The sequence below is a fragment of the Vibrio sp. CB1-5 genome, assembly GCF_059412285.1.
In genome coordinates this window covers 109629-125575 of record NZ_JBJHPB010000002.1, presented here as the reverse complement: position 1 = coordinate 125575, position 15947 = coordinate 109629, and the positions used below count along the sequence as shown (strand labels likewise).

Annotated in this window: 12 protein-coding genes; 6 read left to right on the top strand and 6 right to left on the bottom strand. The window is 48.0% G+C overall.

Annotation, left to right across the window (positions count from 1 at the left end; genetic code table 11):
• Nucleotides 1–12: 12 nt before the first annotated feature.
• The 5 genes from ACJB0T_RS02100 (at nt 13) to ACJB0T_RS02080 (ending at nt 8511) form a co-directional block, all read left to right on the top strand.
• Nucleotides 13–1719: a glycoside hydrolase family 9 protein gene (locus tag ACJB0T_RS02100; RefSeq protein ID WP_479292323.1), complete on the top strand. Its 1707-nt coding sequence runs from the start codon at nt 13–15 to the stop codon at nt 1717–1719.
• Between the two features lie 11 nt (nt 1720–1730).
• The gene (locus tag ACJB0T_RS02095; protein WP_479291496.1) at nt 1731–2606 is read left to right on the top strand and encodes a glucosamine kinase nucleotide-binding domain-containing protein; all 876 of its coding nucleotides are present in this window, start codon (nt 1731–1733) and stop codon (nt 2604–2606) included.
• A gap of 12 nt (nt 2607–2618) precedes the next feature.
• Nucleotides 2619–4571 carry a beta-N-acetylhexosaminidase gene (locus ACJB0T_RS02090; RefSeq protein ID WP_479291498.1) on the top strand — a complete coding sequence of 651 codons (1953 nt, stop codon included), beginning with the start codon at nt 2619–2621 and terminating at the stop codon, nt 4569–4571.
• A 40-nt stretch (nt 4572–4611) separates the two neighbouring features.
• Nucleotides 4612–7017: a glycoside hydrolase family 94 protein gene (locus ACJB0T_RS02085; RefSeq protein ID WP_479292324.1), complete on the top strand. Its 2406-nt coding sequence runs from the start codon at nt 4612–4614 to the stop codon at nt 7015–7017.
• 81 nt (nt 7018–7098) lie between these two features.
• Nucleotides 7099–8511, top strand: a complete 1413-nt coding sequence (locus ACJB0T_RS02080; RefSeq protein WP_479291500.1) for a phosphoglucomutase/phosphomannomutase family protein — start codon at nt 7099–7101, stop codon at nt 8509–8511.
• Nucleotides 8512–8639: 128 nt separating this feature from the next.
• On the opposite strand, the gene ACJB0T_RS02075 is transcribed toward ACJB0T_RS02080, so the two are convergent.
• From ACJB0T_RS02075 to ACJB0T_RS02050, 6 genes are all read right to left on the bottom strand, one after another.
• Nucleotides 8640–9671, bottom strand: coding sequence for an ABC transporter ATP-binding protein (locus ACJB0T_RS02075; protein WP_479291502.1), 1032 nt, complete (start codon nt 9669–9671; stop codon nt 8640–8642).
• Entirely contained in the window at nt 9671–11296 is a 1626-nt protein-coding gene (locus ACJB0T_RS02070; RefSeq protein WP_479291504.1) for an ABC transporter permease, read from the bottom strand. The genes ACJB0T_RS02075 and ACJB0T_RS02070 overlap by 1 nt, the downstream gene beginning before the upstream one ends.
• An 83-nt stretch (nt 11297–11379) precedes the next feature.
• Nucleotides 11380–12390: a Fe(3+) ABC transporter substrate-binding protein gene (locus ACJB0T_RS02065; protein WP_479291506.1), complete on the bottom strand. Its 1011-nt coding sequence runs from the start codon at nt 12388–12390 to the stop codon at nt 11380–11382.
• Between the two features lie 135 nt (nt 12391–12525).
• Nucleotides 12526–13755: an ammonium transporter gene (locus tag ACJB0T_RS02060; protein WP_353497126.1), complete on the bottom strand. Its 1230-nt coding sequence runs from the start codon at nt 13753–13755 to the stop codon at nt 12526–12528.
• A gap of 18 nt (nt 13756–13773) precedes the next feature.
• Nucleotides 13774–14112: a P-II family nitrogen regulator gene (locus ACJB0T_RS02055; RefSeq protein WP_038229080.1), complete on the bottom strand. Its 339-nt coding sequence runs from the start codon at nt 14110–14112 to the stop codon at nt 13774–13776.
• Between the two features lie 203 nt (nt 14113–14315).
• Entirely contained in the window at nt 14316–14690 is a 375-nt protein-coding gene (locus ACJB0T_RS02050; protein WP_353497127.1) for a YacL family protein, read from the bottom strand.
• A 94-nt stretch (nt 14691–14784) separates the two neighbouring features.
• On the opposite strand from ACJB0T_RS02050, the gene ACJB0T_RS02045 reads away from it, so the two are divergent.
• A complete protein-coding gene (locus ACJB0T_RS02045) occupies nt 14785–15927 on the top strand; it encodes a sugar diacid recognition domain-containing protein (RefSeq protein ID WP_479291509.1) in 1143 nt (380 codons plus the stop codon).
• Nucleotides 15928–15947 lie beyond the last annotated feature (20 nt).

Here is a 15947-nt window from a genome sequence, read left to right as displayed (position 1 = left end):
ATGGAAGAAAACATGCAGTTGCTGACCAACCACATTGGCTACCACGCGAATAGCGAGAAGCGTGCCATTTTGATGGCATCACTCGCTCAACATGAAGTTGCAAGCGCATTTTTAGTCGATGCGCAAAGTGACGAGATTGTGCTTGAGCTTAATCCTATCGGTGGTTCCAAAGTGGATAACTGGCACATGGGTGTTTTCTTCACTATCGACTTTAGTCAGTGGACGGAACAAGGCCGTTACTATTTGCGTTACCAAAACATCAAATCACAAACGTTTGAAGTAGGTGACACCTCGCTTCACAACCGCAGTTTCTCCGACATTATTCACTACTTCAAATCGCAGCGCTGTGGCGGTGAATTTGATATCGCAGACAAGAGCGCTCCCATTGTGGGGAGCTCACAACTCGTTGATGTGCACGGCGGCTGGTATGACGCTTCTGGTGATGTGAGTAAGTACTTAAGTCACCTGTCCTATGCCAACTACCTAAACCCCCAGCAAATTCCTATGGTAGTTTGGAACATGCTCAAAGCCCACGACTTGGTAGGTAAAGAAGCAGAACCTAATTTCGTCACCTCACGATTGCTTGAAGAAGCATTGTATGGCGCAGAGTTTCTTAAACGCATGCAGCACCCTAGTGGCTTCTTCTACATGACGGTATTTGATAAGTGGAGTAAAGATACCGCGCAGCGAGAAATCTGTGCCTACGAAACCCAGCTTGGTCATAAGAAAAATGACTACGAAGCCGGTTTTCGTCAAGGCGGTGGTATGAGCATCGCAGCGCTCGCAAAAACCAGTCAGGTTGCGAGCCTATCTCGCGAGCAATCTCAAGACTACTTGGAAGCAGCGAAAAAAGGCTACTGGCACCTAAAAGAGCACAACAGCCGTTATTTGAACGACCAAACAGCTAACATTATCGACGAATACTGCGCACTCATGGCCAGTATTGCCCTATTCCAAGCCAGCGGCGAGCAGCAATACTTGAGTGACGTTCGCGACTGGGTAAAGGCACTCAGTCAACGCGCTCAAAGTGACCAGCAGCAAAGCTTCTACTGGTCAGCGAACTCGGATGGCAGTCGTCCTTATTTCCACGCGGCAGAGGCGGGACTACCGGTTATCGCACTGACCGAATATCTCGCTATCGAGCCAGATCGCCAGCGCGCATTGCAAGTTCAATCACTGTTGACCCAAGCCTGTCAATTTGAAGTGTCGATCACTCATGAGACCTACAACCCATTTGGTTATCCAAGGCAATATGTAAAAGCCGTCGATGGCGAGAAACACAATGCATTTTTTGTCCCGCACAACAACGAATCTGGTTACTGGTGGCAAGGGGAAAATGCACGCATCGCTTCTCTTGCATCCATGGCGCTATTAGCTCAGCCCCATCTTGTTAATGATGAGCTCAAAGCTCAGCTCGAACACTACGCCAATGGCTGTATTAACTGGATCCTCGGCGCTAACCCATACGACATGTGCATGCTCGATGGGCATGGTCACAACAATCCAGACTACCTACCTGAAATCGGTTTTTTTAACGCCTTAGGCGGTGTGTGTAATGGCATCACATCTGGGTTTGAAGATGAATCCGATATCGCCTTCAAACCAGAAAAACAGAAAGACGACATGCTACAGAACTGGCGCTGGGGAGAGCAATGGATCCCTCATGCAGGCTGGCTTCTGCTAGCTCTAGCGCTGTGGCAACAACACTATAAAAAATAAAGGGAATCATCATGGCTAGGTATAAAGTAGGTATCGACGGTGGGGGAACCTCCTGCCGCGCTCGAATTATTGATGATAATAACAATATCATTGGCGAAGCCAAAAGCGGCAGTGCCAACATCATGCTAGGCGCAGAATTGGCCATGCAATCTATCATCGACTCCATCGAGCAAGCAGCAACGCAAGGCGGCTTAGACAGCTCATCGTTCTCACAAATGGACGTTGGCCTTGCGCTTGCCGGTACCGAACACAAAACCAGTTATCACGCCTTTATGAATACCGCACATCCGTTTGCCAGTGTGACGCTCAACACTGATGGCTATGGCGCTTGTTTAGGTGCCCATCAAGGTGAAGATGGCGCAATTATGATCGCTGGCACTGGCTCTGTTGGTCTTTGCATTCAGGGTGATAAGCAGCATGTCGTTGGCGGCCGAGAATTCCCAGTCTCCGACCAAGGCGGCGGCGCAGTGATGGGGCTAAGACTGATTCAGCAAGTGTTGTTAATTCAAGACGGCATTAAGCCTGCATCCCCTCTCGCTGAGATTGTTATGACTCATTTCAACCACGATATTGATGCGATTGTTAAGTGGTCTAAAAGCGCTTTACCGCGCGATTACGGGCAGTTTTCACCGGCAATTTTTGAATACGCCTACCTCAACGACAGCTTAGCCAAATCGCTGCTACAACAGACCGCAGACGACATTGAAATGTTCCTTTGCGCGCTAAACCAGCGCGGTGCTGACAAGATCTGCCTGATGGGCAGCATCGCTGAACGCATCTTCGATTGGTTATCGCCTGCTGCACAGCGCTGGATCGTGGCTCCACAAGGAGATGCGATGGACGGTGCTTTGATGATGGCAGGCATTGAGAAACACAACCTGTACTAGTAAGGGCCGGATATGGATTTTCGTGTCGATTTAGCCATTGTAGAGCGCTTGCCAAAAGGCTGCCGCTTTGGCTTAACCTTGCATAACTTATCTGAGAAAAGCCATGCCAATTGGCAGCTGCATTTTATTTTCGAGCGTTTTATTACGCCTAGTAGCTTATCTCAAGGAAACCTCACGCAAGTCGGCACTTTTTGTACCCTCAACATTGAAGGGACACCGCTATACGCCAACAACCATATATATGTAGAGTTTTGCATTGCTACGGCCCCTTTAAAATCACTCAATGATGGCATTAGAGGGGCCTACCTCAATTCAGACAGCTTAATCCAGTGTCCAGTGACCACGTCCCCGATCGTGCTTAGAGCAGGGGAAGATAATTCCAACCCAGTTGCGGATGTCTTTGAAGGCCGCCACGGCCTTCTCCCTATGCCACAATCCATTGAATTTGGCGACAGCGTCTATGAACTGACCCGTTACAGTCAGATCTGCGTTGAAGATCAAGCGATGCAAACGGTCGCTAATTGGCTAAAAGATGAAATCAATCGCTTGTTCGCAATCGCAACTAAATCCATCGGTCAGCAAGATATTCGTTTTCGACATTCACCGGTGCTGGATAATGAAGCCTATAAACTGCGTGTTGATCACAATGGAATTGAAATTGAATCCAATGGCAACGCCGGTTTTGTGTATGGCTGCGCAACACTAATGCAATTGATGGACTTTGATAAAGACCGTCAAACCTTGTATGTCCCCTACGTTCAGATCCAAGATGCCCCACGTTTTCGCTATCGCGGCGTCATGCTTGACAGTGCACGCAGCTTTCAACCCGTCAGTGAAATCAAACGTGTTTTGAATCTTCTTGCTCACTACAAGATCAACACCTTCCATTGGCACCTTACCGACGATGAAGCTTGGCGCCTTGAGATTCATGCCTTTCCTGAATTGACAGAAGTGGGGGCGTGGCGCGGCGCTAAGCGTGTCTTAGAGCCTCAATTACACAGTATACAGCTCGACTATGGCGGTTATTACACACAACAAGAAGTAGCTGAGGTTGTTGAGTACGCTGCGGCTCGCAACATTCAAGTAATACCAGAAATAGACGTGCCGGGTCACAGCCGTGCAGCGATTAAATCGCTACCACATTTGCTCGTTGACAAAGAGGATAGCTCCAGCTACCGAAGTGCACAAAACTACTGCGACAATGTGCTGTCTCCTAGCTTACTCGGTACTTATCAGTTTCTTGATGCCGTGCTTGAAGAAGTGGCTGCTTTGTTCCCTTCTCCATATATCCATATCGGCGCAGACCAAGTCCCGGTTGGAGTTTGGAATGACAGTCCAAGTTGCCAAGCACTGATGGCAAAGCACGGATATCGCAATCCAAAAGATCTACAAGGTCACTTACTGCGTCATGTCGAAGATAAGCTTAAGTCACTTGGTAAGCGCATGTTGGGCTGGGAAGAAGGCAACCTAGTCAACAAGGTCAGTAAAGACACCATAGTGTACTCCTGGCTGAGCGAAGAAGCGGCGATTAACTCTGCCAAGCTCGGCTACGACATCATTCTACAACCAGGCCAAAGTACCTACCTCGATATGGCACAAGAAGATAGCGCAAACGAACCCGGTGTGCACAGCGCGAATACCATCACGTTAGAAAAAGCCTATTACTACGAGCCGCTGGCTCAACTGCACCCAGATGACCCCGTAAAAAAGCGGATTTTGGGTATCCAAGCGGCAATTTGGACGGAGAGAATCACTTCACCAGACACCCTTGATTACATGATGTTCCCACGCCTCACAGCACTAGCGGAAACAGCATGGAGTACTAACAGCAAAGATTATCGCGCCTACCTGTCGCGGCTTAAGCGCCACCTCAGTTTACTTGACAGGCAACGCGTGAAATACAAACACCCTTGGCCAAAAGGGCAAGGAATACAAGGTGCGCGTGAAGAAACGCGACACCAATAACAAAACAACCAGTTTTAATTTCCCCAATAAGGATATCATCATGCAATACGGCTACTTCGATAACGAGAACCGAGAATATGTTATCACTCGTCCCGATGCCCCTGCTCCTTGGACTAACTACCTAGGGACAGAAAAATTCTGTACCGTCATCTCGCATAATGCGGGCGGTTACTCGTTCTACAATTCCCCAGAATACAATCGCGTGACGAAATTCCGTCCTAACGCGACGTTTGACCGTCCTGGGCACTATGTGTACCTGCGCGATGACGAGACGGGTGACTACTGGTCAATCTCTTGGCAGCCTGTAGCAAAAAGCCTAGATGAAGCCAATTACGAAGTACGCCACGGCCTGTCTTATTCTAAATTCAAATGCCAATACTCTGACATCGAAGCCACCAAAACGCTTTTCGTGCCAAAAGGTGAAGATGCGGAAGTATGGGATGTGGTTATCCGCAACACGGGCGACAAACCGCGTACCATCAGCGCGTTCTCATTTGTTGAGTTCTCATTTAGCCACATTGCCTCAGACAACCAAAACCATCAGATGTCACTCTATTCTGCGGGCACCAGCTATCAAGATGGCGTAATTGAATACGACCTGTTCTACAACACCAATGACTTTGAAGGCTACTACTACCTAGCGTCTACGTTCACTCCAGACAGCTACGATGGTCAGCGTGATAGCTTCCTTGGCCTGTACCGCGATGAATCAAACCCGATTGCCGTTGAAAAAGGTCAATGCTCGAATCATACCCAAACCTGTTACAACCACTGTGGTTCTTTGCACAAGCAATTTACTATCGCACCAGGTGAAGAAGTACGTTTTGCATACGTACTGGGTATTGGTAAAGGCAACGGCGAGCGTCTGCGCGCCAAGTACCAAGACTTGTCTGAAGTCGATGCCGCCTTCGATGCGATTAAAGCACACTGGGATGAGCGCTGTGCTAAATTCCAAGTGACGTCGCCTAACGAAGGTCTGGACACCATGCTAAACACATGGACGCTGTACCAAGCAGAAACCTGTGTGGTTTGGTCGCGCTTTGCGTCTTTCATTGAGGTTGGCGGCCGTACTGGTTTGGGTTATCGCGATACTGCGCAAGATGCCATGGCGGTACCTCACTCAGCACCAGAAATGACGCGCAAACGCATTGTCGATCTTCTACGTGGTCAGGTGAAAGCGGGCTACGGTTTGCACCTATTCGATCCAGACTGGTTCGATCCAGACAAAGCCGATGTAGAACCATCAAAATCGCCAACCGTTGTTCCAACACCAAGTGATGAAGACAAGATCCACGGCATTGCCGATACCTGTTCAGACGATCATTTATGGTTAGTACCAACGATTTGTCGCTACGTGATGGAAACAGGCGAAACAGATTTCTTTGACGAGGTGATCCCTTACGCTGACGGCGGCAATGCGACCGTTTACGAGCACATGAAAGCGGCTCTTAACTTTACCGATGAGCACGTAGGTGCAACAGGCATCGCCAAAGGTCTGCGCGCAGACTGGAATGACTGTCTGAATCTAGGTGGTGGTGAATCCTCAATGGTAGCGTTCCTGCATTACTGGGCACTGCAAGATTTTGTTGACCTCGCACGTAACCGTGGTGAGCTTGATGATGTCGCCTACTACCAACAAATGGCGCAAAAAGTTCAAGACGCCTGTGAAACGCACCTTTGGGATGAAGACGGCGGCTGGTATATCCGCGGTATCACCAAAAACGGCGACAAAGTCGGCACCAGTACCCAGACCGAAGGTAAGGTTCACCTTGAATCCAACACCTGGGCAGTGGTATCTGGCGCGGTGAGCGAAGAGCGCGGTAAGAAAGCCATGGACGCGGTCGATGAGTACCTTTACTCAGACTTCGGTCTACACCTTAATGCGCCATCTTTCGCAACACCAAACGATGATATCGGCTTCGTTACTCGCGTTTACCAAGGCGTAAAAGAAAACGGTGCGATCTTCTCGCATCCAAACCCATGGGCGTGGGTCGCTGAAGCAAAATTGGGACGCGGCGATCAAGCGATGAAGTACTATGACGCGCTCAACCCGTATAACCAAAACGACATGATCGAAACGCGGATCACAGAGCCGTACTCTTACGTGCAGTTCATCATGGGTCGTGACCACCAAGACCATGGCCGTGCTAACCACCCTTGGCTAACGGGCACCTCTGGCTGGGCTTACTTCGCCGCGACCAACTACATCCTCGGTGTCAGACTGAGCTTTGATGGCTTAGTGGTTGATCCATGTATTCCAACGGAGTGGCCTGGATTTGAAGTGACTCGCCAATGGCGCGGTGCGACGTATCAAATCAAAGTCGACAACCCAAGCAACGTCAGCAAAGGCGTGAAATCTATCACCCTAAACGGCGAAGCGATTGAGGGAGTTATTCCACCGCAAGCGGAAGGCAGCGTGAACCAAGTTCATGTAGTGCTGGGCTAATTCGCCCCTGCAATGATGAGCTCCCGTGTGAGCTCATCATTGGTCACACTGCATGAGCAGATAACCTCTTAGGAGAGAGAGATGATCAAATTTGGAACAGGCGGCTGGCGCGCCTTTATTGGCGAAGAGTTCACTAAGGACAACGTGAAGCTCGTTGCTCAAGCGCTAGCTAACATCATTAAAGCCGAAAACGTTGCCGAGCGCGGGTTCGTGATTGGCTATGACCGCCGTTTTTTATCCGACAAAGCGGGACGTTGGTTTGCAGAAGTATTGGCAGCTAACGGTATCCCAGTGAGCTTTATCGATAAGTTCGTACCGACCCCGATTGTTATGTACAAGGCGAAAAGCATGGGCTGCGCATATTCTGCGTGCATCACCGCGTCTCATAACCCGGCGGATTACAACGGCATCAAGGTGTTTATTGAAGGTGGTCGTGACGCTGATGAAGTCATCACCGAGAAAATCGAAGCGCAAATCACTACCCTGACTCACCAAGAAGTCATTTCTGGCGATTTCGAGCTGTGTGTGGAGCGCGGCGCTATCACCGTGATCAACCCAATGAACGAGTTTGTTGATTCGATCATCGACCTCATCGACATCGACGCTATCAAACGAGCCAACCTTAAAGTGCTCATCGATCCGATGTTTGGGGTAGCGAAAAACGCACTGCAAACGGTACTTATTAATGGCCGCTGTGATGTTGACGTCATCAACGATGGAAAAAACCCTGACTTTGGCGGCTTAATGCCTTCGCCAAGTGCGGCAACCCTATATCGTCTTAAGCATCTAGTGGCGGCAGAGGGCTACGATATCGGTATTGGTACCGATGGCGATGCTGACCGCCTAGGCATCATTGATGAGCAAGGCAATTTCATTCACCCGAATGAAGTTCTGCTACTGCTCTACTACTACCTTCTTGAGTACAAAGGCTGGAAAGGCTCAGTGGTTCGTAATATCGCCACCACTCACCTATTGGATAAAGTTGCTGCCGACTACGGTGAAAAGAGCTTTGAGGTTCCCGTAGGCTTTAAGCACATTAGTAGCCAAATGGAAGCCGACGATTCACTGATTGGCGGTGAGAGCTCAGGTGGCTTAACCATTCGCGGTCACATCAAAGGTAAGGATGGCGTATTCGCCTCTAGCCTGCTGGTCGAAATGCTCAGTGTCACTCAGAAGACGCTTTCCGAGTTGCTATCAGAGATCTACGGCAAGTATGGCTACGCCTATACCGCCGAAGGCGATTGCACCTTTAAGCCATCACAAAAAGACAGCTTGTACCACAAACTCTACGTCGAAAAACTGCTCCCTGAGTTTGAGTATGAGGTAGAAAAAATCAGCTACGCTGATGGCGCGAAAGTGTACTTTAAAAATGGCGGCTGGATAATTGCTCGTTTCTCCGGAACCGAGCCACTACTGCGCATCTTCTGTGAAATGGAAGACAAGGAACAAGCGGAATATGTTCTTCAACAGATGAAAGACTTTTTGTCTTTGTAGTCACTGTTTCCTTTTCTTTTTGCCCTAAGCGGTCTCGACTCACCTTCTTGACCGCCCATTAGCAAAAAGCTCCCTATAGGTGGAGAACATCTTTGCCCGGAACGACTGTCTCCGGGCTTTTTTAGTGCTTAAGCAAAAGCAACGATGCCTTGGGCATCAACACTCACCGCGACACTTTGGCCAACATCAAGTGCTTGTAATGAGGTCGCCAGTACGCGGGTGCCTTCAATATCCACCACATAGCGGCAATGATCACCCATAAACTGCTGCTCAATAACCGTAATAGTGCTTTTATCTGATTGGGTCAATTGAATGTGCTGTGGACGCACCAAGAGTTGGCAATCAGCACCGTGTTCAATCAAGGCACAGGACTGGGCTTCAACTTGGCCGATAGCCGTCTCGAATGTTGAGTCGTTAATATGTTTGGCTTGCAGATAGCTACCACCACCTAAGAAGTCCGCAACGAACTTACTCGATGGGCAGAAATAGAGCTCCGACGCCGAGCCATATTGCTCGATTACGCCTTGGTTCATCACCGCCATTTTGTCGGCAAACGCAAACGCTTCTTCACGGCTATGAGTCACGAAAATCGCGGTCACACCCTGTTTTTTGAAGATTTTGCGGATCTCGCGTATCAGCTCATGACGTACTTGGGTATCAATGTTGGAAAACGGTTCATCAAGTAGCAATAGATCGGGTTTGTACGCTAAGCTGCGCGCAATCGCTACACGCTGCTGCTGACCACCCGATAGCTGATGCGGGTAACGGTCAATGAACTGTTCTAGATGCACTAGTGACAGCATTTCCATTACGATGGCATCTTGCTCTGACTTCGAAATACCCTTAAGCCCAAATGCGACGTTCTGCGCTACTGTTAGGTGAGGAAACAGCGCGTAGTCTTGGAAGATCATGCCAATGTTGCGCTGCTCTGGTGGCATCCAAGTTTCACCATTATCAATCTCACGCTCACCCAGCGTCATCTTACCTGCTGAGAGCGGCAATAGACCGGCGATGGCCTTCAGCAAAGTCGTTTTACCGCAGCCACTTGCGCCTAGCAAGCAGACAATTTCACCTTGATTAACCTCTAGAGACAAGTTCTCAAGAATCGTTTGATCGTCATACTGACAAGATAAATTTTCAATCGACAGTGCAGTGGTCATCAGTGATTTTGCTCCAATGAACGGTTAACAATAATGAGCGGCAGTAAGCCAACGAGCACCAACAAGACGGCTGGCATCGCAGCAAGCTCCAAATGCTCATCTGAGGCAAAGTTAAATACGTAGGTGGCCAAGGTTTCAAAATTGAATGGACGCAGCAGCAGTGCAGCATTGAGCTCTTTCATAGACTCAATAAACACCAACAAACCAGCAATCAAAACACCACGCTTAATCAGAGGCAAATGCACGCGAACCAACATCTGGTTCTTCTTACAGCCCATGGTGCGCGAGGCCATATCAAGCGAAGGGGAAACCTTGCTGAGACTGGTTTCAATACTGCCAATCGCTACCGCTGAAAAACGCACCACCATGGCAAAAATCAGCGCAAACATCGAGCCAGAGAAGATGAGACCTGGGCGCTGCCAGTCCATTGCTTTGGCAAAATCATTTACCGAATGATCCATAAACAGAACGGTCACCATCACACCAATCGCTAAAACCGTTCCTGGTACGGCATAACCCAGCGACGAGGCACGCATGAAAACAACACCCTTACGACTTGGATCAAGGCGGCGATAGAAGTTAACCACCAAAGCGACGATCACACCGATGATGGCGGCAATGATAGAGACCTGCAAGCTGTTGATGGCATAAGTCTGGAACTCTTCTGTCCAGCTTTGCTCAAAGTACTTGTAGGCATAAATCACCAGTTGGCCAAGCGGGAAGATAAACGCTGCCGATACTAAGCCCCAACACCAGGTTAATGCTGCCCACTTTTTCCAACCACTTAATTCATAACGAAAATCTTCATGGCTGTTGTACTGGCTTTGAAACAGTTTCTGCTTGCGGCGACTGTAGCGCTCAGCGCCTAGTAGAAGCACAATCACCACCATCATCATGGCGGAAATTTTGGCTGCCGCACTCAAGTTCGAATAGCCAAGCCAGGTGTCGTAAACCGCCGTGGTTAAGGTGCTGACCGCAAAGTAGCTTACCGTACCAAAGTCACCAATGGTTTCCATCGCCACCAGCGATAAGCCCACTGCAATTGACGGACGAGCGAGTGGCAATGAGATACGCCAAAAGCTTTCTAACGGCGAGCACTTAAGTAGCCTTGCCGATTGCAGCAAAGAGACGTTTTGCTCCATAAATGCCGCACGACACAGCAGATAAACGTATGGATAAAGTACCAAAGACAGCACAACCGTGGCGCCACCAACCGTGCGAATATCCGGGAACCAATAGTCGCCCGCTTGCCAGGCAAAAACATCACGCAACCACACTTGAATAGGGCCGGCAAAATCAAACCAATCAGTAAAGATATAACCAATAATATATCCCGGCATCGCCAAAGGCAGCACCAGCGCCCATTGCAATACTCGCTCCGTCGGCAAGCGGCACATAGCCATCAGCCAAGCACTTGGTACACCAAAAATAAGAGAGAGCAGCAGAACGCCAACCACCAGTTTGATGGTATTGAGGATATAGGTGGGCATCACCGTAGACATCAGGTGTGCAAAAAGATCACTTGATTCACCAAGTGCGGTATAGAAGATCGCTAAAATAGGCAAAACCAGTAGCAGAGTTAGCACTCCACTACTGGTTTTCCAAACTACATTTTTTTCTTTCATTGCCTAAACATACATCAGGCGACGCGAGGTCGAGAAGTCATAAACCAAAATAATTAAGAGGGCATTATACCCCCTTTTATCGATTATAGGTCGAACTTAACTTCATCTAACAATTTGATCGCTGTGCTGTGATAGCCAGCAATGTCATCTAGCGATACTGTATCAGCTTTGAAGTCACCCCAAGATGCCACAAGCTCAGAACGCTTAACGCCTTCTTTCACTGGGTACTCATAGTTTACTTCAGCGTACATTTGCTGCGCTTTGTCGCCTGTTAGGAACTCCATTAGCTTCAGTGCGTTGTCTTTGTTTGGCGAATGCTTCGCCATTGCCATGCCACTCACGTTCACGTGAGTGCCAGTGGTCTCTTGATTCGGGAAGTTGATGTAAACCGCATCAGCCCACGCTTTTTGCTCTTTATCGTTAACCATTTTACCTAGGTAGTAGCTATTCCCTAGAGAAACGTCACAAAGGCCTTCTTTGATCGCTTTAACTTGTGCGCGGTCGTTGCCTTGTGGCTTGCGAGCTAGGTTCGCTTTTACGCCTTCTAGCCACTCTTTAGTTTCCGCTTCGCCGTGATGAGCAATCATAGATGAAACCAAAGATACGTTGTAAGGGTGCTTACCGCTACGAGTACAGATTTTGCCTTTGTACTCTGCATTAGTAAGGTCTGCATAGTTGAACTCTGCTCCTAGCTTACCAACACGGTCGCGAGATGAGTAAACGTTACGAGTACGTAGAGTCAGTGCAAACCACTCGTTCTCTTTATCACGGTATTGAGCAGGAACATTCGCGTTAATCACGTCGCTGTCTACTGCTTGAACTACGTCCTTATCTGTTAGCTCTGCAAGGCGGCTGATGTCCGTTGTTAGTACAACGTCAGCTGGGCTGTATTCGCCTTCTTGCGCAAGCTTCTCTGCCAAACCTTTCTTAGCAAACTTCACGTTTACCTTGATACCCGTCTCTTTAGTGAATTCATTGAACATTGGTTCAACAAGGAAAGGTTGACGGTAAGAGTAAACGTTGACTTCTTCCGCAGCCATCGCTGGAGCGGCAAAGCTTGCTGCGATTGCAGAAAGAGTTAGCAGTTTTTTCATTGTTTGGTTCCTTCAATTCATAATGAGAACGTTTATCAGTTGCGTTATTATATTCATACATATTTTAAAAACAATGATCTGACATAAAAAAACCTGCCTAATACGGCAGGTTTTTAATAAAAGTGTAACTAAATATTATTTCATACTTACAAATTCTGGGTAAGCACCGACACCACAGTCGTGCATGTCCATACCTTCTAGCTCTTCTTCTTCCGTTACACGGATACCGATGGTTGCTTTCAGTACCGCCCATACCGCTAGGCTCGCTGCGAATACCCAACCGAAGATAACTGCCGCACCTAGAAGCTGTGCACCGAACGTTGCATCACCGTTGCTTAGTGGAACAACCATTAGGCCGAAGAAACCACACACACCGTGAACTGAGATAGCACCCACTGGATCGTCAATCTTAAGCTTGTCCAGACCGATGATGCTGAATACCACTAGCGCGCCACCTACTGCACCGATTGCTACAGAGTAAACTGGTGATGGAGACAGTGGGTCTGCTGTGATTGCTACCAGACCAGCTAGTGCACCGTTAAGAATCATCGTTAGGTCAGCTTTGCCCCAAGTTGTCTTACACACTAGCATTGCTGCGATTGCACCCGCTGCTGCTGCTGCGTTGGTATTTAGGAAGATTTGACCAACCGCTGTTGCGTTCTCGAAGTCAGAAACCATTAGCTGAGAACCGCCGTTGAAACCGAACCAACCTAGCCATAGGATGAACGTACCAAGTGTTGCTAGCGGCATGTTCGAACCTGGGATTGGGTGGATTTCACCGTTTTTACCGTATTTACCTTTACGAGCACCCAGTAGTAGAACACCTGCTAGAGCTGCTGACGCACCGGCCATGTGAACGATACCTGAGCCTGCGAAATCACTGAAGCCAGCTTCTGATAGGAAACCGCCGCCCCATGTCCAGTAACCTTCCATTGGGTAGATGAACGCTGTTAGCACTACAGAGAAGATTAGGAAAGACCAAAGCTTCATACGCTCAGCAACCGCACCAGAAACAACTGACATTGCTGTAGCTACGAATACTACCTGGAAGAAGAAGTCCGACTCTAGAGAGTGGTCAGCGCCTTCACCTTGAGTGCCAATTAGCGCACCAAATGATGGTAGCCAACCGCCTTCACCGTTATCAACATACATAATGTGATAGCCCACGATGAGGTAACAAGTACACGCAATCGCGTAAAGACAGAAGTTTTTGGTTAAGATTTCTGTTGTGTTCTTTGAGCGGACTAAACCCGCCTCTAACATGGCGAAACCTGCCGCCATCCACATTACTAATGCGCCTGAAATAAGAAAGTAAAAAGTGTCCAGCGCGTAACGCAGTTCGCTCACAGTCGTTGCTAATTCCATAATAAGTTCTCCAATCCCTTAAAGTGCTTCAGCGTCCATTTCGCCCGTACGAATACGTACTGCTTGGGCTAGGTCGTACACAAATATTTTTCCGTCGCCAATCTTGCCGGTTTGAGCAGCGTTAGTGATCGCTTCAATAACTCGGTCTACGTTGTCTGCGTGCGTCGCAATCTCAAGTTTTACTTTCGGTAGAAAGTCCACTTGATACTCCGCACCACGATATAATTCTGTGTGTCCTTTCTGACGGCCAAATCCTTTGACCTCAGAAACGGTCATTCCCTCAATACCAACATCTGCAAGTGCTTCTCTTACATCATCGAGTTTGAATGGTTTAATGATTGCGTTAATAAGTTTCATGGCATCCCCTTCGCCTTTTATCCCTGTTACGTATTCTAGTAATCAAGGTACGTGCCAACTTTTTAACTCATTGAAAAACAAAGGATTGATATTTTCATGTTGCACAAATGAAAATACCTTGCACTTAGTTGGTGCAAGGTATTCACAAAAATAATGCGTTTAATGTTATTAGCACTAGGAGTGTGCAAATTTGGGGCAAACGATCAGCACCTGTTATGAATAAAGCGCTCCCATTGCTCCAAAACTGAACAAAAATCTTCCAGTCCACACTCGCTATGGCTCTCGCTCTCGTAGACAGAAAACTCTTCATCCATCTCCATTAAGCTATCAAAAGCTAAGGAATTTTCGTAAACATGAACCTCCGAGTCCACCACACTTAATGAGATCTCTTTACCTTGCCACTTAAACTCATTGCCCGAAAACTGGGCAGCTTTAGTGAGCAAGGCTGTTATTTCCGTGATGGTGTGGTCACTGGTACTGATCTCTTCTTGTAGTAATCGGGCTATCACTTCTTGGCCCATTTCACATCTCACTAGGTACTCCCCAGTAAAGCTGTTTTTAATAAACTCGAATTCCATCACTGTTTCTCTTGGTAATCTCGCGGTGAGTATACCTTAGTTTGCAAGACAATCGGGTATACTCAAAAGCATCTTCCGATAACATGTTCAACGTATGCAGCTTAACTCTCTCATTGCTAAACAAATTGTCGATCGTGCGAAAAAGATCATCGATTACTCTATTAACGTGATGGATGAAAATGGTGTCATCATTGGCTCAAGTGATCCTTCGAGGCTGCGTCAGATCCACGAAGGCGCGCTACTAGCGATCCGCGATAACCGCACCTTAGAGATCAATGACTCCGTTGCCTCTACCCTTTCAGGGGTTAAAAAAGGCATCAATCTACCTATTATCTACGACGAGAACGTGATTGGAGTTGTGGGTATCTCTGGTACACCGGAAGAGGTACGCAGTTATGGTGAGCTGGTCAAAATGACCGCAGAGCTTATCGTAGAACAGGCGGCCTTAATGTCGCAGGTGCAATGGAATAAACGACATCGCGAAGAGCTGCTTCTACAACTAATAGAAGGCTCAAGCTTAAACGAAGGCCAATTACTCTCCATCGCACAAAGGCTCGATCTCGACCTTGCCCAGCCTCGCGTTGCTACTGTAATCAAAGTGATCCCACGACCAGGCGAGCCAGTAACACTTGAACACCTACAAAAGCTGGTGCATCTATTAGAGCATCCAGAGCGCGATAACATCGTCGGGATCGCTTCAGTGTCGATGAATGAGATCGTGGTTTTGAAGCCAGTGACGATTATCAATGACTCGTGGAGCCGCAAAGAAGAAGAGAAGCGTGTGGCAAAGCTGCTAAAGCGTATCGACCAAGAGTGTGATTTTTCAATTCAAATGGCGATAGGTGACTACTTCCCTGAACTGGTCGGTATTGCCAAATCCTATGAAACCGCCAAAGCGACGATCGAAAGTAGCCACAGCCTAGATGGTCCTATTTTGTTTTATCAAGACCGCAAGTTATCGGTACTAATAAGCAGCATCAAACACGACCCATGGCGCGCCAATCAGCTAAAGACTCCGATTGAAAAACTGATTGCTGCTGATAGCAAAGGCGTGCTTCTAAAGACGTTGCGCACTTTTTTTGAGCAAAACTGCGATCTAGCTCAAACTTGTGAATCCCTCCATATACACCGTAACACTTTGCGATACCGACTCGACAAAATAGAGCAATTAACCAACTTAAACATCAATAACTTAGATGAAAAAGTACAACTCTACCTCGCGTTAAAATGTTTGTAACAAAATGGTTAATTTGTGCA

Bases quoted from the DNA above. Each gene is read 5' to 3' on its own strand.
- ACJB0T_RS02045 (WP_479291509.1), top strand. From the start codon at position 14,785: ATGCAGCTTAACTCTCTCATTGCTAAACAAATTGTCGATCGTGCGAAA.
- ACJB0T_RS02080 (WP_479291500.1), top strand. From the start codon at position 7,099: ATGATCAAATTTGGAACAGGCGGCTGGCGCGCCTTTATTGGCGAAGAG.
- ACJB0T_RS02065 (WP_479291506.1), bottom strand. From the start codon at position 12,390: ATGAAAAAACTGCTAACTCTTTCTGCAATCGCAGCAAGCTTTGCCGCT.
- ACJB0T_RS02075 (WP_479291502.1), bottom strand. From the start codon at position 9,671: ATGACCACTGCACTGTCGATTGAAAATTTATCTTGTCAGTATGACGAT.
- ACJB0T_RS02095 (WP_479291496.1), top strand. From the start codon at position 1,731: ATGGCTAGGTATAAAGTAGGTATCGACGGTGGGGGAACCTCCTGCCGC.
- ACJB0T_RS02090 (WP_479291498.1), top strand. From the start codon at position 2,619: ATGGATTTTCGTGTCGATTTAGCCATTGTAGAGCGCTTGCCAAAAGGC.
- ACJB0T_RS02100 (WP_479292323.1), top strand. From the start codon at position 13: ATGCAGTTGCTGACCAACCACATTGGCTACCACGCGAATAGCGAGAAG.
- ACJB0T_RS02060 (WP_353497126.1), bottom strand. From the start codon at position 13,755: ATGGAATTAGCAACGACTGTGAGCGAACTGCGTTACGCGCTGGACACT.
- ACJB0T_RS02055 (WP_038229080.1), bottom strand. From the start codon at position 14,112: ATGAAACTTATTAACGCAATCATTAAACCATTCAAACTCGATGATGTA.
- ACJB0T_RS02050 (WP_353497127.1), bottom strand. From the start codon at position 14,690: ATGGAATTCGAGTTTATTAAAAACAGCTTTACTGGGGAGTACCTAGTG.
- ACJB0T_RS02070 (WP_479291504.1), bottom strand. From the start codon at position 11,296: ATGAAAGAAAAAAATGTAGTTTGGAAAACCAGTAGTGGAGTGCTAACT.
- ACJB0T_RS02085 (WP_479292324.1), top strand. From the start codon at position 4,612: ATGCAATACGGCTACTTCGATAACGAGAACCGAGAATATGTTATCACT.